We start from the raw sequence: 21,814 nt of genomic DNA on the forward strand, positions 1-21,814 counted from the left end.
GAAGCACGGCACAAGTCGCGCGCCCATGACGGCAGAAGCAACAGAGGGGGGACCGGGCCTCGGCGGCCCGGCCCTCCGACAGCACGCCCGTAGCTGAGGGGGATGCATGGCCACCGTTGAGCTCCGCTTCAGCGCGCTGCCCGAGCACGTCAGGACCGCCCGACTGGTGGCGGCAGCGGTGGCGCGCAGGGCCGGAGTGGACGAGGCCGTACTCGACGAGGTCAGACTCGCCGTCGGCGAGGCCTGCACCCGCGCCGTCGGACTGCACCAGAGCAGCGGCATCTCGGCGCCGGTGCGGGTGCTGCTGATCGAGGAGGAGAAGCAGTTCTCCATCGAGGTCGGCGACGAAGCGCCGCGCACGGCTCCCGGTGAGTCGGTGCCCGGCGCATCCCACGGCGACTCCGACGCGGAGACCGAAGAGGACGAGATGGGGCTCGCTGTCATCAGCGGCCTCGTGGACGACGTCGAGGTCACCGCGGGGGAGAACGGCGGACTGATCAGGATGAGCTGGCCGACCACGCCGCCGGCCACGCTCGCTCCCTGAGGACGTCCCCGTAGCCCCTCGCCACCGCTCAAGCAACCAAAAGGGCCCTGCTCAGCAGGGCCCTTTTGCATGCCCCGGTACTCCTGACGCCCCATCCCGCGCCTTTTCGTGAATGAATTCACGATCAATCCCGCGATTATTTGATCAAGCGTCAACGGTTTTGGGGCATTACCTCTTTTGGGGCCCATGGACACGGGGCGATCATTTGCTGAAGAGCATGTGAAGGCTAATTCCGTTTACCGCCCACTGTTTTGATCAGGTTCCGGTACCTACAATCCGTCCACATCTTGAGCTCGGTCCAAGCGTCAAGGAGGACGAATGGCGGGGCTTTCTACCCCTCAGAAGTTTGACCAGTCCACAACCTTCGCAGCCGCAGTACTGACCGACGACAACCGTCTCATCGTGATGGTCATCGGAGTCGTCGCGCTCGCGGCGCTCGTGGTCGCCGGGGTCCTGGTACGCCAGGTGCTCGCGGCGGGCGAGGGCACCGACAGCATGAAGGAGATCGCAAGGGCGATCCAGGAGGGCGCGAATGCCTACCTGGGACGGCAGATGCGCACCCTCGCGGTATTCGCCGCCGTGGTGTTCTTCCTGCTCATGCTGCTTCCTGCGGACGACTGGAATCAGCGTGCCGGACGGTCGATCTTCTTCTTGATCGGCGCGGCGTTCTCGGCGACCACCGGTTATATCGGTATGTGGCTCGCCGTACGGAGCAATGTCCGCGTGGCCGCCGCGGCAAGGGAAGCGACTCCGGCGGAGGGCGAGCCCGAAAAGGATCTCACCGCCGTCTCGCACAAAGCCATGAAGATCGCTTTCCGCACAGGCGGCGTCGTCGGCATGTTCACGGTGGGGCTCGGCCTGCTGGGGGCCTCCTGTGTGGTGCTGGTGTACGCGGCCGACGCGCCGAAGGTCCTGGAGGGCTTCGGCCTCGGTGCCGCGCTCATCGCGATGTTCATGCGTGTCGGCGGCGGCATCTTCACCAAGGCCGCCGACGTCGGCGCCGACCTGGTCGGCAAGGTCGAGAAGGGCATTCCGGAGGACGATCCGCGTAATGCCGCGACCATCGCCGACAATGTGGGCGACAACGTCGGCGACTGTGCCGGTATGGCCGCGGACCTCTTCGAGTCGTACGCGGTGACGCTGGTCGCCGCGCTGATCCTCGGCAAGGCGGCGTTCGGCGACGCCGGGCTCGCGTTCCCGCTGATCGTGCCCGCGATCGGCGTACTCACCGCGATGGTCGGCATCTTCGCGGTGGCGCCCCGGCGCTCCGACCGCAGCGGCATGTCCGCGATCAACCGCGGGTTCTTCATCTCCGCGGTGATCTCGCTGGTGCTGGTGGCCGTGGCCGTGTACGTCTACCTCCCGGGGAAGTACGCCGACCTCGACGGCGTCACGGACGTCGCGATCTCGGCCAAGGACGGCGACCCGCGGATCCTCGCGGTCATCGCCGTCGCGATCGGCATCGTCATGGCCGCGCTGATCCAGCAGCTCACCGGCTACTTCACCGAGACGACCCGACGCCCCGTGCGGGACATCGGCAAGAGCTCGCTCACCGGCGCCGCCACCGTCGTCCTTGCCGGTATCTCCATCGGTCTGGAATCGGCCGTCTACACCGCCCTGTTGATCGGCCTCGGCGTGTACGGGGCCTTCCTGCTCGGCGGTACGTCGATCATGCTGGCCCTGTTCGCCGTGGCGCTTGCCGGCACCGGTCTGCTCACCACGGTCGGCGTGATCGTGGCGATGGACACCTTCGGGCCCGTCTCCGACAACGCGCAGGGCATCGCCGAGATGTCCGGTGATGTCGAGGGCGCGGGCGCACAGGTGCTCACCGACCTGGACGCCGTGGGCAACACCACCAAGGCCATCACCAAGGGCATCGCCATCGCCACCGCCGTACTCGCGGCCTCGGCGCTCTTCGGCTCGTACCGCGACGCGATCCTCACGGCCGCGAACGAAGTCGGCGAGAAGGTCTCGGGACCCGGTGCCCCGATGAACCTGATGATGGACATCTCCCAGCCCAACAACCTGGTGGGTCTCATCGCGGGCGCCGCGGTCGTCTTCCTCTTCTCGGGGCTGGCGATCAACGCGGTCGCGCGGTCCGCCGGGGCCGTGGTCTACGAGGTACGGCGGCAGTTCCGCGAACACCCCGGGATCATGGACTACACCGAGAAACCCGAGTACGGACGCGTCGTCGACATCTGTACCAAGGACGCGCTGCGCGAACTGGCCACGCCCGGTCTGCTCGCCGTACTCACACCGATCGCGATCGGGTTCACGCTCGGCGTCGGCGCGCTCGGGTCGTTCCTGGCCGGAGCGATCGGCACCGGCACGCTGATGGCGGTCTTCCTCGCGAACTCGGGCGGTGCCTGGGACAACGCGAAGAAACTCGTCGAGGACGGCCACCACGGCGGCAAGGGCAGCGAGGCCCATGCCGCGACGGTGATCGGCGACACGGTCGGCGACCCGTTCAAGGACACCGCGGGCCCCGCCATCAACCCGCTGCTGAAGGTGATGAACCTGGTGGCGCTGCTCATCGCGCCCGCGGTCGTCAAGTTCTCGTACGGCGACGACAAGAGCGTGGCTGTGCGGGTGCTGATCGCGGTGCTCTCGTTCCTTGTCATCATCGGCGCGGTGTACATCTCCAAGCGGCGCGGGATCGCCGTTGGTGACGAAGGCAACGCGGAAAGGGTGACCAAGCCGGCTGACCCCGCAGTGGTGTCGTAGTGGCGCCTTAGGGAGTCCGGTGGCCCCTGGCCGCACGCCTGGTCAGGGTTCCAAAGGGTTCTCATGGGTTCCGCACAAGGAGCGGGCGGATGGCGCGTACACACGTGCCGTCCGCCCGTCTTGTGTGTGTTCACACCTTCTCCGTGAGCCTTCTCTCGCTTGGTGCAAATGGCTTTAGAAAGTATTAAAGCGGACATTCGACGTGGGAATGTCGCGCGCATGCCGTGTATGTTCCGGGGCCGAGAGCCATGGAAGGGACCAATCCGGTGAACAAGAAGCTCGCGGCCGCACTGTCCGGCGGTGCGGTACTGGTACTGGCGCTGTCGGGATGCAGCAGCGACGACAGCAACGAGAAGCTGAACTCCTGGGCCAAGCAGGTCTGTGACGCGGTGCAGCCGCAGATCCAGAAGATCGCGGCGGCCAACGCCCAGATCCAGCAGGAGACCTCGGACGACAGCACACCGGAAGAGGTGCAGAAGGCCGACTCGACGGGCTTCCAGGACATCTCCGACGCCTACAAGACGATGGCGACCGCCATCGAGAACGTCGGGCCCCCGGACGTCGACGACGGCCAGAAGAAGCAGGAGGACGCGGTCAAGGAGCTCAACGGCCTCTCCACGTCCTACGCCGACCTGGTGAAGCAGTCGGACGCCCTCGACACCAAGGACCAGGCGAAGTTCGCGGACGGACTCAGCGGGGTCGCCGAGCAGTTGGGCGAGCTGGGCAAGAGCGGGAACGACGCCCTGAAGAAGCTCGAAGAGGGAGACGTCGGCAAGGCCATGGCCACGCAGGAGAGCTGCAAGTCGGCCCCTGCCTCGGCGGCCGCCTCGGCGTCGCCTTCGTCGACCGAGGGCTGATCCGGACGAGGCCGATTCTCCCGGGCTGACTCCCTGGTCCCGGGAGGGCGATCGTTCGTCAACCGAAAGATGGCCCGGTACACGCGCGTGCCGGGCCATCGGCGCGCCCTGGGGGCGTCGGCTGTGTGGCTTGTGCGGCGACGGCTGCCCATGGGCCTACGAGGGGTTGGCGCCGGCTGTTCACCAGGCCTACGGCGGGGGCGGCGCGGACTTGTCCACAGGTGTGCGTGGTGGTCGGCGAGGTTGTCCACAGGCGCACGCGCCCATCGGCGGGAGCGGACACAATGGGGGGCGTGAGCCACACCAGCCAGTCACCCTTGCCCTCGTCCGACCGCACCGACGTCGCCGCCCGGTTGCGTGATGCCCTGCTCGGGGCGGCCTTCACCGCCGATGGCCTGCTCGATCTGCTCGGCGCTCCCGCGTACGCGGCGCTGGCGCGCAGCGAGACCGTGCCCGCGCTCCGGGCCACCCGGGGGGATACGCCGCTGGAGACGCTCGTACGGCTCTTCCTGTTGCAGCAGCCCGTGCCGCACGCACGCGTGGCGGACGTTCTGCCGGTCGGAGACTGTGTGGAGAGCGGCTGGCTGGCACGGGTGGGCGGGGACGAGGTCGCCGCGACCGTGGACGTCCGGCCCTACGGAGGGTCCGACGGGCAGGACTGGTTCATCGTGTCCGACCTGGGGTGTGCCGTCGGCGGTGCGGGTGGCATCGGCAGCCGGGAAGAAGGTGTCGTGCTCGGCGTGGGCGGCGCCTCCACGACCCTCGCGGGCATCACTGTCCGTACGCCGGTGGAGTCGGCCCTCGACCTCGGCACCGGCTCCGGGATCCAGGCCCTGCACGCCGCGCAGCACGCGACCCGCGTGACCGCGACCGACGTCAACCCCCGCGCGCTGCACATCACCGCGCTCACCCTCGCCCTCTCCGGCGCCCCGGCCGCCGATCTGCGGGAGGGCTCCCTCTTCGAACCGGTCGCCGACGAGACGTACGACCTGATCGTCTCTAACCCGCCCTTCGTGATCTCGCCGGGCGCCCGGCTCACCTACCGCGACGGCGGCATGGGCGGGGACGATCTGTGCCGGACGCTCGTTCAGCAGGCGGGGGAGCGTCTCAGGGACGGGGGGTACGCGCAGTTTCTGGCCAACTGGCAGCACCTGGAGGGCGAGGAGTGGCAGGACCGGCTCCGCTCGTGGGTGCCGCGCGGGTGTGACGCGTGGATCGTGCAGCGCGAGGTCCAGGACGTCACGCAGTACGCCGAGTTGTGGCTGCGTGACGCGGGCGACCACCGGGTGGATCCCGCCGAGTACCAGGCGCGGTACGACGCCTGGCTGGACGAGTTCGAGGCGCGCAAGGTGAAGGCGGTCGGCTTCGGGTGGATCACGCTGCGCAGGGCCGCGGCCGCCGAGCCCTCGATCACGGTCGAGGAGTGGCCGCATCCCGTCGAGCAGCCGCTCGGCGAGGCCGTGCGCGCACACTTCGCCCGGGTCGACTACCTGCGGGCGCACGACGACGCCGCCCTGCTCGCCGAGCACTTCAGGCTCGCGGTCGAGGTCGTCCAGGAGCAGGTCGGGCTGCCCGGCGCCGAGGACCCTGAGCACGTGGTGCTGCGCCAGAACCGCGGGATGCGCCGGGCCACGAAGGTCGACACGGTCGGCGCCGGGTTCGCCGGTGTGTGCGACGGCACACTGAGCGCCGGCCGGATTCTGGACGCCATCGCCCAACTGGTCGGCGAGGATCCGGTGTTGCTGCGCGACCGGACGCCCGCGCAGATCCGGCTGCTGGTGGAGCAGGGGTTCCTTGAGCCCGCGGGGTGATGAGGAATCAGGGCTGCGGGCTGCGGGTGAGCCTGCGGCATCGTGCCCGAGGCGCCTCCGTGCGGCTGTTGCGTACGACTCCCGATCGCTGAGTACGTACGACTTCGATCGCCGAGTACGTACGACTTCCGATCGCCGAGTACGTACGGCTCCTGATCGCCGAGTGCGTACGGCTCCCGGGATTCCGGAGCCCGGAAGCAACAAGTTCGAGACGAGTTGGTGCGGCGTGGTGAGGCGGCCCCGTGACGCACCGTGCCGTACCCGGGGTGCACGCGCGGCGCGGCCGAGGGGCTCATGGGGTGTCGGCCGCCCGGTGTTCACCAGGGGTTCGTGTGTCCGCCGCCGGGACCTGTCAGCGTCCCGACCCTGAAGACTCGGGCGGAAGGACTGAACCGTGGAAAGCGGACCGGCGATCTTCGTGGGGGCGGTGTTCGCGCTGTTCGGAGGCGGACTGCTGGCCTGGACCGGGACCAGGCTGCGCCGCGGCGAGCCCGTCGCCGTCGGTGTGAACCGCGTCGCATCGGCGACGCTCGCAAGCGTCGCCGGAGTGGGGGCGTTGGCGCTCGCGATCTGGTGCATCACGCGCGCGTGAGGGCGATGACTTCAGTAACTGGTAGGTCACACTCCGGATAGAGCCGAAACGGCTGGTCGACACTCCGGGCGGCAGGAATGGCGGTAGTCGGGTTACCGTTCGAGTGGCCGTTGCGGGCTTTTCCCGTTTGACACGGGGGCGGGATGTACCGTCACACTCCGCAGCGTCAGCACCACCCGACCCCCGGGAGCAAGGCCTGGGGAGATTCCCCGCGTCGACCGGAGAGAAGAGCGAAGTTGTCCCCGACCAGCGACACCGCACACGGCGGCCGCCGACTCGTCATCGTCGAGTCGCCTGCCAAGGCGAAGACGATCAAGGGCTATCTCGGCCCCGGCTATGTCGTCGAAGCGAGCGTCGGGCACATCCGTGACCTTCCCAACGGCGCCGCGGAGGTGCCCGAGGAGTACACCGGCGAGGTGCGCCGCCTCGGCGTGGACGTCGACAACGACTTCCAGCCGATCTACGTGGTCAACGCTGACAAGAAGGCCCAGGTCAAGAAGCTCAAGGACCTGCTGAAGGACTCCGACGAACTCTTCCTGGCCACCGATGAGGACCGCGAGGGCGAGGCCATCGCGTGGCACCTCCTGGAGGTCCTGAAGCCCAAGGTTCCCGTCCACCGGATGGTCTTCCACGAGATCACCAAGGACGCGATCCGCAGCGCAGTCGCCAACCCGCGTGAGCTCAACCAGCGCATGGTCGACGCCCAGGAGACCCGCCGCATCCTCGACCGTCTCTACGGCTACGAGGTCTCGCCGGTCCTGTGGAAGAAGGTCATGCCGCGGCTGTCGGCGGGCCGCGTGCAGTCCGTGGCGACCCGGCTCGTCGTCGAGCGGGAGCGCGAGCGCATCGCCTTCCGCTCCGCCGAGTACTGGGACCTGACGGGCACGTTCGGCACCGGCCGCACCGGGGACGCGTCCGACCCCTCGCAGCTCGTCGCCCGTCTCTCGGCCGTCGACGGCAAGCGCGTCGCCCAGGGCCGCGACTTCGACTCGCTCGGCCAGATCAAGGGCGCCAACACGCTCCACCTGGACGAGGCGAACGCGCGCTCGCTGGCCGCAGCCCTGGAGAACACGAACTTCGCGGTCCGCTCGGTCGAGTCCAAGCCGTACCGCCGCTCGCCCTACGCCCCCTTCCGTACGACGACGCTCCAGCAGGAGGCCTCGCGCAAGCTCGGCTTCGGCGCGAAGGCCACCATGCAGGTGGCGCAGAAGCTGTACGAGAACGGCTTCATCACCTACATGCGTACGGACTCCACGACCCTGTCGGAGACGGCGATCTCCGCCGCCCGCACCCAGGTCACGCAGCTGTACGGCGCCGACTATCTGCCGGCGCAGCCGCGGACGTACGCCGGGAAGGTCAAGAACGCGCAGGAGGCGCACGAGGCGATCCGCCCGTCGGGTGATCGTTTCCGCACTCCGGCCGAGACCGGCCTGACCGGCGATCAGTTCAGGCTGTACGAGCTGATCTGGAAGCGGACCGTCGCCTCCCAGATGAAGGACGCGGTCGGCAACTCCGTCACCGTCAAGATCGCGGGCACGTCCGCCGACGGCCGCGACGCCGAGTTCAGTGCGTCCGGCAAGACGATCACCTTCCACGGCTTCCTGAAGGCGTACGTCGAGGGCGCGGACGACCCGAACGCCGAGCTGGACGACCGCGAGAGCCGGCTTCCGCAGGTGGCCGAGGGCGACCCGCTGTCCGCCGAGGAGATCACGGTCGACGGGCACGCCACCAAGCCCCCGGCCCGCTACACCGAGGCCAGCCTGGTCAAGGAGCTCGAAGAGCGCGAGATCGGCCGCCCGTCGACGTACGCGTCGATTATCGGGACCATCCTCGACCGCGGCTACGTCTTCAAGAAGGGCACGGCCCTCGTGCCGTCCTTCCTGAGCTTCGCCGTGGTCAACCTGCTGGAGAAGCACTTCGGCCGGCTCGTCGACTACGACTTCACCGCCAAGATGGAGGACGACCTCGACCGCATCGCGCGGGGTGAGGCGCAGTCCATTCCGTGGCTGCGGCGGTTCTACTTCGGCGAGGGCGAGGCGAGGGGTGCTGCCGAGGCCGGGAACGGCGACGGCGACCACCTCGGCGGCCTCAAGGAACTCGTCACCGACCTGGGCGCCATCGACGCCCGCGAGGTGTCGTCCTTCCCGGTCGGCAACGGCATCATGCTGCGCGTCGGCCGCTACGGCCCGTACGCCGAGCGTGGCGAGAAGGACTCCGAGAACCACCAGCGCGCGGACGTCCCCGAGGATCTGGCCCCCGACGAGCTGACGGTCGAGCTCGCCGAGGAGCTGCTCGCCAAGCCGAGCGGCGACTTCGAGCTCGGCGCCGACCCGGTGACGGGTCACCAGATCATCGCCCGCGACGGCCGCTACGGCCCGTACGTCACCGAGGTGCTCCCCGAGGGCACCCCGAAGACCGGCAAGAACGCCGTCAAGCCGCGTACGGCCTCGCTGTTCAAGTCGATGTCCCTGGACACGGTGACGCTGGACGACGCCCTGAAGCTGATGTCGCTGCCTCGCGTGGTCGGCAAGGACGCCGAGGGCGTGGAGATCACCGCGCAGAACGGGCGCTACGGGCCGTACCTGAAGAAGGGCACGGACTCGCGGTCCCTCACCGCCGAGGACCAGCTCTTCAGCATCACCCTCGACGAGGCGCTGGAGATCTACTCCCAGCCCAAGCAGCGTGGGCGTGCGGCCGCCAAGCCGCCGCTGAAGGAGCTGGGCGCGGACCCGGTCAGCGGGCAGCCCGTCGTCGTCAAGGACGGCCGTTTCGGGCCGTACGTGACCGACGGCGAGACCAACGCGACCCTGCGGTCCGGCGACAGCGTCGAGGAGATCACCCCGGAGCGCGGCTTCGAGCTGCTCGCCGAGAAGCGCGCCAAGTCGCCGGCCAAGAAGACCGCGAAGAAGGCTCCCGCCAAGAAAACGGCCACCAAGAAGGCCCCTGCCAAGAAAACCGCTGCCAAGAAGACGACGACTTCGAAGACGGCTGCCAAGAAGGCACCCGCCAAGAAGGCCGTCGCCAAGAAGACGGCGGCTTCGGAGGGATAGCAGGTGGGGGAGAGCCCGGTGCCCTCCTGATGCTCTCCCGGCGACCGTCCTTCGTGTGTCCGACGTGTGTGCGCCCCTACACCTTTTGGTGTGGGGGCGTCCGTATGTTCGGCCACCTCTTCGGGGAGTCAGTGGGTCCGGATAGGCTGTCAGGATGACGCGAGCCGAGCAGCCAACGGCCCACAATCCGGCCCCCGACGACGCCCTGGTCGCAGATTCCCGGGAGCGCGCCGTGCGCGCCCTGCTGCGCCGGCCGCAGCTGAAACGGCTGTGGAGCGCCCAGCTCGTGGGAGGTGTCGGTGACGCCCTGGCCCTGCTGGTCCTGGTCGTCCTGGCACTCCAGGCGGCGATCTCCGAGGGTTCCTTCGGAGGTGGCTACCGCGGAGTCGCCCTCGCGGTGGCGGCCGTCTTCGGGACACGCGTTCTCGCGACGCTGCTCTTCGGAGCCGTACTCCTGGGTCCGCTCACCTCGCTGACGTCCTCCGAGGGGCTGCTCGACCGGCGCTGGACCATGGTCGGCGCGGACGGCGTGCGGGCCGCGCTCCTGATCGTCGCGCCCCTGTGGATCGACTGGACGCCGGACGACGCGCTCGCCGCCATCCTCGTCGTCGCCTTCGTGACCGGAGTCGCCGAGCGGTTCTGGACGGTGTGCCGGGAGAGTGCGGCGCCCGCACTGCTGCCCACGCCGCCGCTGGAGGGCGCCACGGTGCGCCCGTTGCCGGACCACATGGACGCCCTGCGGCGCCTGTCGCTGCGTACGGCATTCCTGACGGTGCCGATCGCGGCCGCTGCCCTCGTCGTCGTGTCCCTCGTCAACAACCTGCTCGGCACCGGGATCGACTGGTTCGGCCAGCACCAGGCGGCGCTGGCCTCGTACGTCGCCGCGGGGCTGTTCGCCGCCTCGCTGTCGGTGCTCACCTTCCTCGAACTGCCCGACGCACGCACCCCGCGCGCGCGGTCGCCGCTGGAGGGCCTGCGCCGCCCCAGGACGGGTTCGGTCGTCGACACGGGCCGTACGGGCGCGATTCCGCTGCTGGTCCTGGCCTGTGCCGCCGTCGCCGCGGCGATCGCGGCCGCCGTCTCCGTCTCCGTACTGCACGCCAAGGACCTGGGCGGCGGACCGGTGACGTACGGGCTGCTGGTGCTGGCGCTGACCGGCGGTGTCGTCGTCGGTATCCGTGCGGCTGCTTCCGTGCTGCCGACGCTGTCGCGGCGCAGGCTGCTCGCGCTGGCGATCGCCTTCACCGGTGTCGCACTGCTGGCCGCCGGGCTGGTCCCGGATGTCACCACCGTGCTGCTGATCGTCGGCCTCGCGGGCATCGGCGCGGGTGTCGCGGCCAACACCGGGCACGCGCTGCTCGACCAGGAGGCCGAGGACTACCGGCGGGCGCGGACAACCGAGCATCTGCACGCGGTCGTACGACTGTTCGTGGCGCTCGGCGCTCTGGTGGCGCCCCTGGTGGCGGCCTTGATCGGTCCGCACCGTCTGGAAAGCGGCAAGTTCGTGTTCGCGCACGGGGGCGCCGCGTTCACGCTGATGCTGGTCGGCGCGCTGCTGTTGCCCGTAGCAGCCCTGGTACTGGCCAAGGCCGACGACCGCTCCGGGGTGCCGTTGCGGCACGACCTGCGGGACGCGCTGCGGGGCGGCGACGATCCGGTGCAGGTGCCGGCCGTCTCCGGGTTCTTCATCGCCCTGGAGGGCGGTGACGGGGCCGGCAAGTCGACCCAGGCGGAGGCGCTGGCCGAGTGGATCCGCGCCAAGGGCCACGAGGTCGTACTGACCCGGGAACCGGGAGCCACCCCGGTCGGCAAGCGGCTGCGGTCGATCCTGCTGGATGTGTCCTCGGCCGGTCTCTCGAACCGTGCGGAGGCGCTGCTGTACGCCGCCGACCGCGCGGAGCACGTCGACACGGTGGTGCGGCCCGCGCTGGAGCGGGGCGCCGTCGTCATCTCGGACCGGTACATCGACTCCTCGGTGGCCTACCAGGGGGCCGGGCGTGATCTGTCGCCGACCGAGATCGCGCGGATCTCACGGTGGGCCACGGACGGGCTGGTCCCGAACCTGACCGTGCTGCTGGATGTCTCTCCGGAAGCGGCGCGTGAGCGGTTCACGGAGGCGCCGGACCGGCTGGAGTCCGAGCCGGCCGAGTTCCACGCGCGCGTGCGGTCCGGTTTCCTGACGCTCGCCGCAGCCGACCCTGGCCGGTACCTCGTCGTCGATGCCGCGCAGGGGCCGGAGGCGGTCACCACCGTCGTCCGCCACCGGCTCGACGTACTGCTGCCGCTTTCCGAGGCCGAGGTGAAGGCCCAGGAGGAGGCTCGGAAGGCGGCCGAGGAAGAGGCCCGGCGCAAGGCCGAGGAGGAGGCCGCGCGCAAGGCCGAGGAGGAGCGGCTGGAGCGCGAGCGCCAGGAGCAGCTCGCCCGGTTGCGCGCGGAGGAAGAGGAGCGCAAGCAGCGCGAGCTGGAGGAGGCGCAGCGGCGCGAGGCCGAGCGCCAGGCGGAGGAGGCCCGGCAGCGCGCCGAGGAGGCCCGCCGCCGCGCCGAGGAGGAGCGCGCCCGCAAGCTCGCGGAGGACCAGGCGCGGGCCGTGGAGCAGGAGCGTCTGCGCAAGCTGGCCGCCGAGGAGGCGCGGCTGCGCGCCGAGGCGGAGGAGCGCCGCCTGGAGAAGCAGCGGAAGGCCGAGGAGGCGTTGCTGCGGGCGGAGGAGGCTCGGAGGGGGGCGGAGGAAGCGGCGGCTGCGGCGGCGGAAGCTGCGGCGGCGGAGGCGGCCGCATCGGCTTCGGCTTCGACGTCAGCTTCGACGTCGGCTTCGGCCCCGGCTTCCGGGGCGGATTCGGCTGCGGGTTCGGTCTCGTCGGCTTCTGTTCCGGCCGCGCCCGACAACGAGACGACCGTGCCTACGCCGGTTGTGGCGCCGTCGGGCGGGTCGGCCGGGGCGGTGGACGACACGGCGGTGTTGCGGGCGGTGCGGGCTGATGATCGTCCGGGCGGTCCGGGCGGTCCGGGTGGTCCGGGTGGTGCGGGGTCCGAGGCCGGGGCGGACGCTCGTTCCGGTTCGCGGCCCGGCTCCGGGGCGGAGACTCGTGCCGGCTCTGGGTCAGGGACCCGTGGTGGCTCTGGGTCAGGGACCCGTGGTGGTTCCCGGTTCGACGCCGAGGAGACGGCCAAGCTGCCGCAGCCGCCCGCGCCTGAGCGGGGTGCGGAGGAGACGGCGGTACTGCGACCGGTGGCTCCGGGTGCGGCGGACGAGACGGCCGTGCTGCCTCCGGTTCCCCCGCGTTCGGCGGACGAGACGGCGGTACTGCCTCCGGTGGCTCCGGGTGCGGCTGATGAGACGGCTGTGCTGCCTCCGGTCCGGGACGCGGGTGCGGGCGGCGGTGCCAGTGCTGGCGGCGGTTCCGCGGGTGATCCTGCGGATCGGGTGCCCCCGGGCTTCTTCCGTGACGAGCGACCGGCGCAGGCGCAGGCGCAGCCGTCCGACGATTCCGCGGACCGTACGCGCGAACTGCCCCAGGTCGACGCCGAGGGCACCCCGCGCCGACGCCCTCGCCCCGACTGGGCGGAGGAGACCCCGCTCGACGATCTCCCGACGCTGGCGGACGAACTGCTGGGCCCGCGTGATCGCGATGACGACGAATGGGACGAGGAGCGGGGCAAGGGCGGCCGCCGCCGCTGAAGTCCGGCGGTTGTCGCGGCTTGAATCCGGCGTTCGGTGCCGCGGAAGTCCGGTGGTTGTCGCGGCTTGAATCCGGCGGTCGCTGCCGCTGAGATCTGGTGGTCGTCGCGGCTGAGATCCGGCGGTCGCCGCCGCTCGTCCTCGGGCCGGGGATCCGTTGTCAGTGGTGACCCGCACAATGGACGCGGTAGGGCGAAGTGCGACGGAAGGGCGGTGCCCCATGCCTGTGTGGGACGACCTGGTGGGCCAGGAGAAGGTGAGCGAGCAGCTCGCCGCCGCTGCGCGCGACGCCGACACCCTCGTCACGGCGATCGCCTCGGGCACCCCGCCGCCCGAGGCGTCCAAGATGACGCACGCCTGGTTGTTCACGGGCCCGCCCGGCTCGGGCCGCTCCACCGCGGCGCGGGCGTTCGCGGCCGCGCTCCAGTGCGTGAGCCCCGACCGCGCGCTGGGCGGCATCCCCGGCTGCGGCTTCTGCGACGGCTGCCACACAAGCCTGATCGGCACCCACGCCGACGTGCAGATCGTCCGCACCGACATGCTCTCCATCGGCGTGAAGGAGACCCGCGACCTGGTCCGGCGCGCCCAGCTTTCCCCGGCGACCGGCCGCTGGCAGGTCATCGTCCTGGAGGACGCGGACCGCCTCACGGAGGGTGCGGGCAATGTCCTGCTGAAGGCCGTGGAGGAACCGGCTCCCCGTACGGTCTGGCTTCTGTGCGCTCCGTCCATCGAGGACGTCCTGCCCACCATCCGCTCCCGCTGCCGCCTCCTCATCCTGCGTACCCCGCCCGTGGAAGCGGTCGCCGACATCCTCGTACGGCGTGACGGCATCGAGCCCGGCGTGGCAGCGGTGGCCGCCCGCGCGACGCAGGGCCACATCGGGCGGGCCCGCCGCCTTGCCACGGACCCGCGCGCCCGTGAGCGGCGTGCCGCCGTCCTCAAACTCCCGCTCCGGGTCGACGACATCGGCGGCTGCCTCAAGGCCGCCCAGGAGCTGATCGACACGGCATCCGAGGACGCCAAGCAGCTCGCCGAGGAGGTCGACGTCAAGGAGACCGAGGAGATGAAGGCGGCCCTCGGCGCGGCCCAGGGCGGTCGCATGCCTCGCGGTACGGCGGGTGTCATGAAGGAGCTGGAGGACAACCAGAAGCGCCGAAGAACGCGGACGCAGCGCGACGCACTGGACCTGGCCCTGATCGACCTCACCGGGTTCTACCGCGACGTCCTCGCCCTCCAGCTCGGCTCCCGCGTGGCCCTCGCCAACACGGAGGCCGAGGACACCCTGGAGCGGCTGGCCCGCGGCAGCTCGCCGGAGGCGACCCTGCGGCGCATCGACGCGATCGGCGGCTGCCGCGAGGCCCTCGACCGCAATGTGGCCCCGCTGCTCGCGGTGGAGGCGATGACGATGGCGCTGCGGGCGGGGTGACGGGGTTGGGCTTTGCGTCTCCCGGGCTCCGGGCTTCTGAGCTTTTGGGATCGGGACTTCCGAGCTTCCGAGTCGGGCATCCGGTTCTCCGGACCCTCGGGCTCTTGGTTCTCCGGGTTTCTGAGCCGGGCTTTCGGGTTCCGGGCCTCTGACCGCTACCGGCGTGATCGGGGTGGCCGGTGATGCCCTCGTGCCTGCCCCGCGTGACCAGTTGACCGCGTCACTCGTACGAGCTCCATCCACAACTGATGGTGATCAATTGATCGCGCAAGGTTACGCTCGCGGGATGTACATCAGGCGCACTCCTCGGCCGGCCCGGTCCGGCCGGCCGATCAGTTCCCCTAGGCGGTCCGGTACACCGTCCCGGACCCTCCGTGCGAGCGGCGTGCTGCTGGCCGCCACCGCGTTGCTCGTGTCGGCCTGTTCCTCGGGGAGTTCGACCAGCGCGGCGACGGCGGACGCGGTGCTGGCCGCGCTGCCCAGTTCCACGCCGTCGACGCTGGCGCCGTACTACGGGCAGAAGCTGACCTGGCGTACCTGCGGTGTGCCCGGCTTCGAGTGCGCCACGATGAAGGCGCCGCTCGACTACGCGAAGCCGGCTTCGGGCGACATCAGGCTGGCCGTCTCCCGCAAGAAGGCCACGGGTCCGGGGAAGCGTCTCGGTTCGCTGCTGGTCAACCCGGGTGGGCCGGGCGGCTCGGCGGTCGGCTATCTCCAGGCGTACGCCGGGATCGGCTACCCGGCGGAGGTCCGCGCCCGGTACGACATGGTCGCCGTCGACCCGCGCGGCGTGGCCCGCAGCGAGCCGGTCGAGTGCCTCACCGGCCGTGAGATGGACACGTACACGCAAACGGACAGCACACCCGACGACGAGAAGGAGACGGACCAACTGGTCGACGCCTACAAGCAGTTCGCCGAGGGGTGCGGGCAGCGGTCGGCCGGTCTGCTGAGGCATGTCTCCACGGTGGAGACGGCCCGCGACATGGACATGCTGCGGGCGGTGCTGGGCGACAAGAAGCTGACGTACGTCGGGGCGTCATACGGAACGTTCCTCGGGGCGACGTACGCCGGGCTCTTTCCCGATCGGGTGGGGCGGCTGGTTCTGGACGGTGCGATGGATCCGTCGCTCAGCGCCCGCAAGCTGACCGAGGGGCAGACGGCGGGCTTCGAGACGGCCTTCCAGTCGTTCGCGAAGGACTGCGTAAGCCAGAGCGACTGCCCGCTGGGCGGTGCGGGCACCAGCGCCGACCAGGTCGGCAAGAACCTCAAGGCCTTCTTCCAGCAGCTCGACGCTGACCCGATCCCGGCGGGCGACGCGGACGGCCGTGAGCTCGGCGAGGCGCTCGCGACCACGGGCGTGATCGCGGCGATGTACGACGAGGCGGCCTGGCCGCAGCTGCGCGAGGCTCTGACCTCGGCGATGAAGGAAAAGGACGGCGCGGGCCTGCTCTCCCTCTCCGACAGCTACTACGAGCGCGACGCCGACGGCAGGTACGCGAACCTGATGTACGCCAACGCGGCCGTGAACTGCCTCGACCTCCCGGCCGCCTTCTCCCGCCCCGACCAGGTGGAGAAGGCGCTGCCCTCCTTCGAGAAGGCGTCCCCCGTCTTCGGGGAGGGGCTGGCCTGGGCCTCCCTGAACTGTGCGTACTGGCCGGTGAAACCGACCGGCGAACCCCACCGCATCGAGGCGGAGGGTGCCGCCCCGATCCTCGTGGTCGGAACCACCCGCGACCCCGCGACGCCGTACCCGTGGGCCCAGGGACTCGCCTCCCAGCTCTCCTCCGCCACCCTGCTCACGTACGTCGGTGACGGCCACACCGCCTACGGTCGCGGCAGCGATTGCATCGACTCCACGATCAACCGCTACCTCCTTCAGGGCACCCCCTCCACCAAGGGAAAGCGCTGCTCATAGCCCTGCCGCAGGCCCCGGAAGCGACCTCCCCGGGAGTGTTCTGAGCACCCTCGGAAACTGTGTAGACTTACCGGCGTTGCTGATCGCACCATAGTGCGGACAGCGCGCCGCCTTAGCTCAGATGGCCAGAGCAACGCACTCGTAATGCGTAGGTCTCGGGTTCGAATCCCGAAGGCGGCTCTGTAAAAGCCTCAGGACTCACTCGCCGTGACCTGGGGCTTTTGCTTTTCCTTGACCTTCAGGGGTCTGTGGCTGAGGGGTCACGGGGCCTCTTGCGTGAGTGATGGGTGGCTTCCGGGGACGTGCCGGGGACACGGTGCATCACTTTGTCGTGATCTATCTGCTATGTGTAGATCATTGTGGAGGTCGGTCAGAGGGCGTATCCGGTACCGCCCGGTTCGCGGGTAGGGCATGCTGGTGGACATGAGCAGTAGGTACGCCGAGGCGAAGCCGTATGCGTTGCCGACGTCGCTCGCCGACCTGGATGGCCCGACGAGTGGCTCTGTCGAGCTTCCTCGGCACATCGACTGGGGTCCTCGCTATCTTTACGACCTTGCGGACGAGGCCGATGTGTTGTTGATGTACGAGCGGGTGATCCGCGAGGCTCCGACACAGGACGATCTGCGGACGTATCTGAATGGAGCGCTGCTGCGGCGCCTGTGGACGGATCTGTTCCTTCCGCTTCCGTTGCGTGCCGCTTGGCAGGCGAGGTTTCCCGAACTCGGCGCCATGGGCGCTGCCGCGTAGTGGACGCACTGCACCGCCGTCTCATCCGGATCGGGCTGGACGCACTGGCGGAGGACTTCGGGTACGCGTTGGCCGGCGGATACGCGGTCCAGGCTCATCAGTTCACCAACCGCATCAGTGACGATGTGGACTTGTTCGCGCCGATCGATCGGGCAACTGGTGAAATGACGGCCGCCGCGGCGCGCGTGACTGCCGCCTACGAGGCTGCCGGGTACCTGGTCGAGATCACCCAACAGGTGCCCACGTACACCCGGTTGAGCGTCACGGACCCGGCCACCGGTTCACACAGCAAGGTCGAACTGGTCGCCGAGTTTCTGCACCACCCGCCAGTGGACTCCGAACTCGGCCCTGTGCTGCACCCGGATGACGTGGCCGCAGGCAAGACAGGAGCCCTGTTCAGCCGGGCGGAGGTGCGGGATGCGGTCGATGTCGACGGACTGCTCAGAGCCGGGTACACCCGGGAGCAACTGATCGAGCTCGCTGCGCAGAACGATGCAGGGTTCGACCGGCGTATGTTCGCCGACGCGCTTGCCCGCATCCAGCGATACAGCGACAGGCAGTTCGCCGTGTACGGCCTTGACTCTCATGCCGCAGCGGCCATCCGTGAACAGTTCGCCCACTGGCACCAAGAGCTCACCCGCTGATCGCTGTGGGGCTGGGCGGGCGAGGCAGTTGCTGGTGCTGAGACGGCGGCCGTGCCCGGGCTGCGGCAGCGAGTCAGTTGGACACGCCTGCTGGGCGGCAGGCTTCCGGGGACAGAGAAGTATGCAGCGCCCGAGTGGCAGTGCGTAGGTCTCGAGAACCGGGCCACGCCTGACAGTTGCGGCTTCGTCGGGACCCCTTCCCGGCAGGTCATCGCCCCCGGTTCCATGCGGGATCATCGGGGACGCTCCGGGGGCAACAGGACCCACGGGGACACCCAGGGGACGGAGTGTTCGAGAGCGATCAGGAGTGGCGGGGACCGGTCGGGAACCTTGGGGCCGGAATAGCCGCAGGTCAGCAGGCGCGCCGGGGGTTCAGATCCCCAAAGCCGCAGGTGAGCCTCATGATCGCGTTCGGCGCCCGTTATTGCTCGTAATGCGTAAGTCTCGGGTTCGAATCCCGAAGGCGGCTCTGAGGAACCCCAGGACTCACTCGCCGTGACCTGGGGTTTCTTGTTTTCGTTGACCTTGGAATCCGGGCTAATCGGACGCAGGCAGCCTGTGCATCGCAATGCGTAGGTCCAAGGTGCAGCTTCTGTAATGATGTCCAGGGTCCTGCCCCTGAGCTGGGCTTCTGTGGTCGCGGCGGCTTTAGCTGATGAGCTGTCAAGGATCAAGTGCGGCCAATGTGCGGCCATGCGTGCAGCAACAGTGCTGAGACGGCCTTCAGGGGCCATCTTTCCGGGCTCAGCGCTGACAGCTCCCTTGTAGGTAATCGACAGCCAGGCCGAGAGCCGAATCCCGCCAAGCAGGCGTCCCAGCCGACAGCAAATCGCCGACCCGGGTGCGGCAGTCGCATGCCCGGGTTGAGGCGACGCGCGGCATTGCATCTGGACCGGCAGAGGCAGTGTCCGTTTGCGGCGTACGGGCTCGATTTTGGCCGTGGGACTGGTGGGCTCGCATGTTGAGGAGTCGCGTATTCGCTAGCCGCCTGACACGCACACGCCTGACACGCCTGACGCGGTGGGTCCGGCGGCTGGTTCGATCTGTCCGGCGGGGAGTGTCAGTGGGCGTTCACCGACGAGTGGGAACTGGCGCCGAGGGACGGGGCCGAGGAAGTGGACGTTCCCGAGTGATGGCTGTAGATGCCGGCGCACAGTTTCCAGGCTGGCTACCGGGACATGGAGCTGCTCATCGACGGGCTCGGTGACGTGGCCTTCGTTGACCTGTTGCGAAGTGCCATCGACGGTGGAGGTCACCAGGGTCGCCGTTTCCGCAGCGTTTTCCGTGCTCAGGCTGTCTGCTTCTTGAGCGAGGCCAGGTGGGCGAAGACGACGACGTTGGCCGAATAGCCGTGCTTCTTGTCGAAGCTTCCGCCGCACGTCATGAGTCGAAGTTCGGGACGGTTGGTGGTTCCGTACACCTTGTTGTCGGGGAACTTGTCTTTCGCGTACTTCTTCACCTCGTCGACGGTGAAGATGGCGGTTGCCCGGTCGGCCCGGGTGACCTTCACCGTGTCACCTCGGTGCAGGGTGTTGAGATTGAGGAAGATCGCCGGTCCGGTCCTGGTGTCGCGATGACCGACGATCAGGGACGTTCCTGCCTCGCCGGGTGACGGGCCGTTGCGGAACCAGCCCACCACTTTCGGCCTGCTCAGTGGAGGAGCGCCGAGGCGGCCCTTGTTGTCGAGGTCGAGGTCGATGACCGGGGCCTCGATGAAGATGGCGGGAATGGCGATTTTGACCGGGCGGGAGCGCGCCAGGGGTGCGTGCGCGGACTGTTGGGGCGGCGGGTCACCGCCGCCCTCGGCGTCACCTGCGCGGGCGTCGGTGACCTGGGGCCCGTCGGAGGAGTCTGAAACCGCCCAGACGACGCCGGTCACCAGCGAGGAGGTCGCACATAGCGTCATCGACAGACGGCACGCACGACTGGGTCCCCGCCGCCGTGGCCGTCGGCTTTGGCTATGCCTCGTTGCGGGCACGGCGGCGCGCGGCTCGGCGGGTCATGACCAGCGCCGCGACGGCGATCCCGCTGGCGGTCAGGGCGACGGCGGGTCCGGCGTTCAAGTCGCTCTGGGAGCTGACGTTCTCCAGGTCCGGAACGCCTCCGCCACCTGCCGGCACCGCGCCGATGGGCTTGTGGTAGCCCTTGCCCGGGGTGATTTCCGCCGGGCCGCGGCGGTGGTTCTCCTGGCGCTGGCAGTCGACCGAGAACCTCTTCTGCTTGGGGCCCGCCGGGGTGATCCACACCAGCTGGTACGTGCCCTGCGGGAGCCGGTACTTCGCGCTGTTCGCTGAGCCGTTGACCAGCGGCAGCGTGCTCTGCAGCGTGTCGCCGGGTGGCATGGTCGGGGGCTGCGCAGTGATCGTCCAAGCGACCGCCGGCAACGACTCGAAGTTGCTCGCGGAGAGGACGAATTCGCAGACCTCGACTCCGTCGCCGCCGCGCGAGTGCCAGTCGACCGAGCGGACGTCGATGCCGCCGCTGTCACCGGGAGCGGCGTAGGCAGTTCCTGCCCCGGCGAAGGTGGCACCAGCGAGGACGACCACCGCGGCACCCCCACGGACGCCAGGGGAGTGGAGGAGAGAGGACATGAGCATGGGGGACTCCTTCAAGCCGGGATGATTGTCGTACTTATTGTCCGAGCTCGTAATGAATGTCATAAAACGTCAAAGGATGTGTTGAGAAACCGTAAAAGTCATCGGATACAACTCGAATGGCCCACGCCGCCCTCAACTGAGTCCGTCCCACCTAGGGGGGTCTTTCCGGACGTGACAGCTGATTTTCCGCTGGTCAGGCATGGCGTCGTGGGTTCGGTGGCAGGCAGAGGGCGTCGTGTTGTCGCGGTGGTGGAGGTCCAGGGATGCCTTCGGTGATCGGTCTGCTGGAGGAGCGGGAACGGGAAGCCGCTCGGCGGGTGGAGTGCTGCGCCAGGAGGCGGACCGGATCCTTGCCCAGCTGCGGGACGCGGAACGGGACTGGGAACGGGACTGGGAGCGGTTCGTGATCTCACGGGAGACTGTGGTCGAAGGTCCTCGCTGGTCCCGACCATGACGACGTTGCGGCCGGGAGTGACGGTCCAGCGACCGGGAACCCGACGCCGACGCCGGTTGTGAGGCCGGTGGTGCCGGTGTGGTGTGAGGGGCGCGAGGCGTCGGTGCTGTCGGCGGACTATCAGCGGCTGATGGCGGCCCTGCCTGTCCAGGGCGGCTCGTTGAGCTGCAAGGAGATCGTGTCGGCAGTCGGGGTGGCGCCGGTGCACGCGAAGACCGAGGGGGTGCGGTCGAAGACGAACCGGCTGGTGGCGAGGGGCTGGCTGGTCAAGGAGCCGTCGGGGCGGTTCGCGCTCGCGCCGGGGCTGCGAGGCGGCGGCTCATGAGCCGGGTCATCGACCACATGATCATCGCCTCGCTGGAGTCGGGGCGCCGCTCGTAGTCGCGGGCCGGCCGAGGCGAGCGAAGCAGCCTCCTGTCTGCCCGGTTCGGCCTGGTGGCCAAGTGTGCGGCGAGCGTGCGGGGGCATCCCTGTCGGCCTTGCACTCGGTCGGGGCGACCGGCGTGCGGGTTGTGCGATCTCGACAGTCAAGCCCGCGCAGATGTGCCTATCCAGTCGATCTGGATGGGGTGGTGTGCCTTCTGGTGAGCAGGCGTGGGCAGGCGTGGGCAGGAGTCGCCCGGCTTTCTGAACCGTCGACTTGCTGCTCAGGGAGGCGCTGAGGGCAGAAGTGGTCCGCGCCGGCCGATGGCCCGGACCGCGAGGGCGAAGCAGTCGAGGCCAACGCCGGTGAAGGCGACGCCCGTCCAGTCGCCGTCGGTACTTGGTAGTCGTCGG

At 69.3% G+C, this 21,814-nt stretch carries 14 protein-coding genes and 1 tRNA gene; 13 read left to right on the forward strand and 2 right to left on the reverse strand.

Translation table 11 applies throughout. The features are described 5' to 3' along the window. Positions 1-106 precede the first annotated feature (106 nt). The 12 genes from ACFVKT_RS32080 (at position 107) to ACFVKT_RS32135 (ending at position 17,986) form a co-directional block, all read left to right on the forward strand. The gene (locus ACFVKT_RS32080; RefSeq protein ID WP_365429731.1) at positions 107-544 is read left to right on the forward strand and encodes an ATP-binding protein; all 438 of its coding nucleotides are present in this window, start codon (positions 107-109) and stop codon (positions 542-544) included. 318 nt (positions 545-862) lie between these two features. Beyond that, positions 863-3,268 carry a sodium-translocating pyrophosphatase gene (locus tag ACFVKT_RS32085; RefSeq protein WP_385738065.1) on the forward strand — a complete coding sequence of 802 codons (2,406 nt, stop codon included), beginning with the start codon at positions 863-865 and terminating at the stop codon, positions 3,266-3,268. A gap of 248 nt (positions 3,269-3,516) precedes the next feature. Next, a complete protein-coding gene (locus ACFVKT_RS32090) occupies positions 3,517-4,125 on the forward strand; it encodes a small secreted protein (RefSeq protein WP_385738067.1) in 609 nt (202 codons plus the stop codon). Between the two features lie 284 nt (positions 4,126-4,409). Next, positions 4,410-5,936: a methyltransferase gene (locus tag ACFVKT_RS32095; RefSeq protein ID WP_385738068.1), complete on the forward strand. Its 1,527-nt coding sequence runs from the start codon at positions 4,410-4,412 to the stop codon at positions 5,934-5,936. Positions 5,937-6,330: 394 nt separating this feature from the next. Beyond that, positions 6,331-6,528, forward strand: coding sequence for a hypothetical protein (locus ACFVKT_RS32100; protein WP_385738070.1), 198 nt, complete (start codon positions 6,331-6,333; stop codon positions 6,526-6,528). A 236-nt stretch (positions 6,529-6,764) separates the two neighbouring features. Then, the gene (gene topA / locus ACFVKT_RS32105) at positions 6,765-9,578 is read left to right on the forward strand and encodes a type I DNA topoisomerase (protein WP_385738072.1); all 2,814 of its coding nucleotides are present in this window, start codon (positions 6,765-6,767) and stop codon (positions 9,576-9,578) included. A 154-nt stretch (positions 9,579-9,732) separates the two neighbouring features. Further along, positions 9,733-13,254 (forward strand): dTMP kinase, encoded by a 3,522-nt coding sequence (gene tmk / locus ACFVKT_RS32110; RefSeq protein WP_385738074.1) that lies wholly within the window; start codon positions 9,733-9,735, stop codon positions 13,252-13,254. 220 nt (positions 13,255-13,474) lie between these two features. Continuing rightward, complete coding sequence (locus ACFVKT_RS32115; RefSeq protein ID WP_385738076.1) at positions 13,475-14,680, forward strand: DNA polymerase III subunit delta'; 1,206 nt, start codon at positions 13,475-13,477, stop codon at positions 14,678-14,680. Between the two features lie 286 nt (positions 14,681-14,966). Continuing rightward, entirely contained in the window at positions 14,967-16,595 is a 1,629-nt protein-coding gene (locus ACFVKT_RS32120; RefSeq protein WP_385738078.1) for an alpha/beta hydrolase, read from the forward strand. A gap of 106 nt (positions 16,596-16,701) precedes the next feature. Then, positions 16,702-16,775, forward strand: a tRNA-Thr gene (locus ACFVKT_RS32125). 243 nt (positions 16,776-17,018) lie between these two features. Next, positions 17,019-17,342 (forward strand): hypothetical protein, encoded by a 324-nt coding sequence (locus ACFVKT_RS32130; protein ID WP_385738080.1) that lies wholly within the window; start codon positions 17,019-17,021, stop codon positions 17,340-17,342. Further along, entirely contained in the window at positions 17,342-17,986 is a 645-nt protein-coding gene (locus tag ACFVKT_RS32135; RefSeq protein WP_385738082.1) for a nucleotidyl transferase AbiEii/AbiGii toxin family protein, read from the forward strand. The genes ACFVKT_RS32130 and ACFVKT_RS32135 overlap by 1 nt, the downstream gene beginning before the upstream one ends. Positions 17,987-19,274: 1,288 nt before the next feature. On the opposite strand, the gene ACFVKT_RS32140 is transcribed toward ACFVKT_RS32135, so the two are convergent. After that, entirely contained in the window at positions 19,275-19,892 is a 618-nt protein-coding gene (locus ACFVKT_RS32140; protein WP_385738084.1) for a class F sortase, read from the reverse strand. A gap of 52 nt (positions 19,893-19,944) precedes the next feature. Further along, positions 19,945-20,583: a hypothetical protein gene (locus ACFVKT_RS32145; protein ID WP_385738086.1), complete on the reverse strand. Its 639-nt coding sequence runs from the start codon at positions 20,581-20,583 to the stop codon at positions 19,945-19,947. Between the two features lie 584 nt (positions 20,584-21,167). Here ACFVKT_RS32145 and ACFVKT_RS32150 point away from each other — a divergent pair. After that, positions 21,168-21,362 (forward strand): hypothetical protein, encoded by a 195-nt coding sequence (locus ACFVKT_RS32150; protein WP_385738088.1) that lies wholly within the window; start codon positions 21,168-21,170, stop codon positions 21,360-21,362. The last annotated feature ends 452 nt before the right edge of the window (positions 21,363-21,814 follow it).

It is taken from the genome of Streptomyces sp. NPDC127595 (assembly GCF_042671685.1).
Lineage (GTDB): Bacteria > Actinomycetota > Actinomycetes > Streptomycetales > Streptomycetaceae > Streptomyces.

Excerpts from the sequence above, each read along its gene's own strand:
- ACFVKT_RS32080 (WP_365429731.1), top strand. The coding sequence starts at position 107 with ATGGCCACCGTTGAGCTCCGCTTCAGCGCGCTGCCCGAGCACGTCAGG.
- ACFVKT_RS32085 (WP_385738065.1), top strand. The coding sequence starts at position 863 with ATGGCGGGGCTTTCTACCCCTCAGAAGTTTGACCAGTCCACAACCTTC.
- ACFVKT_RS32090 (WP_385738067.1), top strand. The coding sequence starts at position 3,517 with ATGGAAGGGACCAATCCGGTGAACAAGAAGCTCGCGGCCGCACTGTCC.
- ACFVKT_RS32095 (WP_385738068.1), top strand. The coding sequence starts at position 4,410 with ATGGGGGGCGTGAGCCACACCAGCCAGTCACCCTTGCCCTCGTCCGAC.
- tmk (WP_385738074.1), top strand. The coding sequence starts at position 9,733 with ATGACGCGAGCCGAGCAGCCAACGGCCCACAATCCGGCCCCCGACGAC.
- ACFVKT_RS32115 (WP_385738076.1), top strand. The coding sequence starts at position 13,475 with ATGCCTGTGTGGGACGACCTGGTGGGCCAGGAGAAGGTGAGCGAGCAG.
- ACFVKT_RS32120 (WP_385738078.1), top strand. The coding sequence starts at position 14,967 with ATGTACATCAGGCGCACTCCTCGGCCGGCCCGGTCCGGCCGGCCGATC.
- ACFVKT_RS32130 (WP_385738080.1), top strand. The coding sequence starts at position 17,019 with ATGAGCAGTAGGTACGCCGAGGCGAAGCCGTATGCGTTGCCGACGTCG.
- ACFVKT_RS32140 (WP_385738084.1), bottom strand. The coding sequence starts at position 19,892 with ATGACGCTATGTGCGACCTCCTCGCTGGTGACCGGCGTCGTCTGGGCG.
- ACFVKT_RS32145 (WP_385738086.1), bottom strand. The coding sequence starts at position 20,583 with ATGCTCATGTCCTCTCTCCTCCACTCCCCTGGCGTCCGTGGGGGTGCC.
- ACFVKT_RS32150 (WP_385738088.1), top strand. The coding sequence starts at position 21,168 with ATGGCGGCCCTGCCTGTCCAGGGCGGCTCGTTGAGCTGCAAGGAGATC.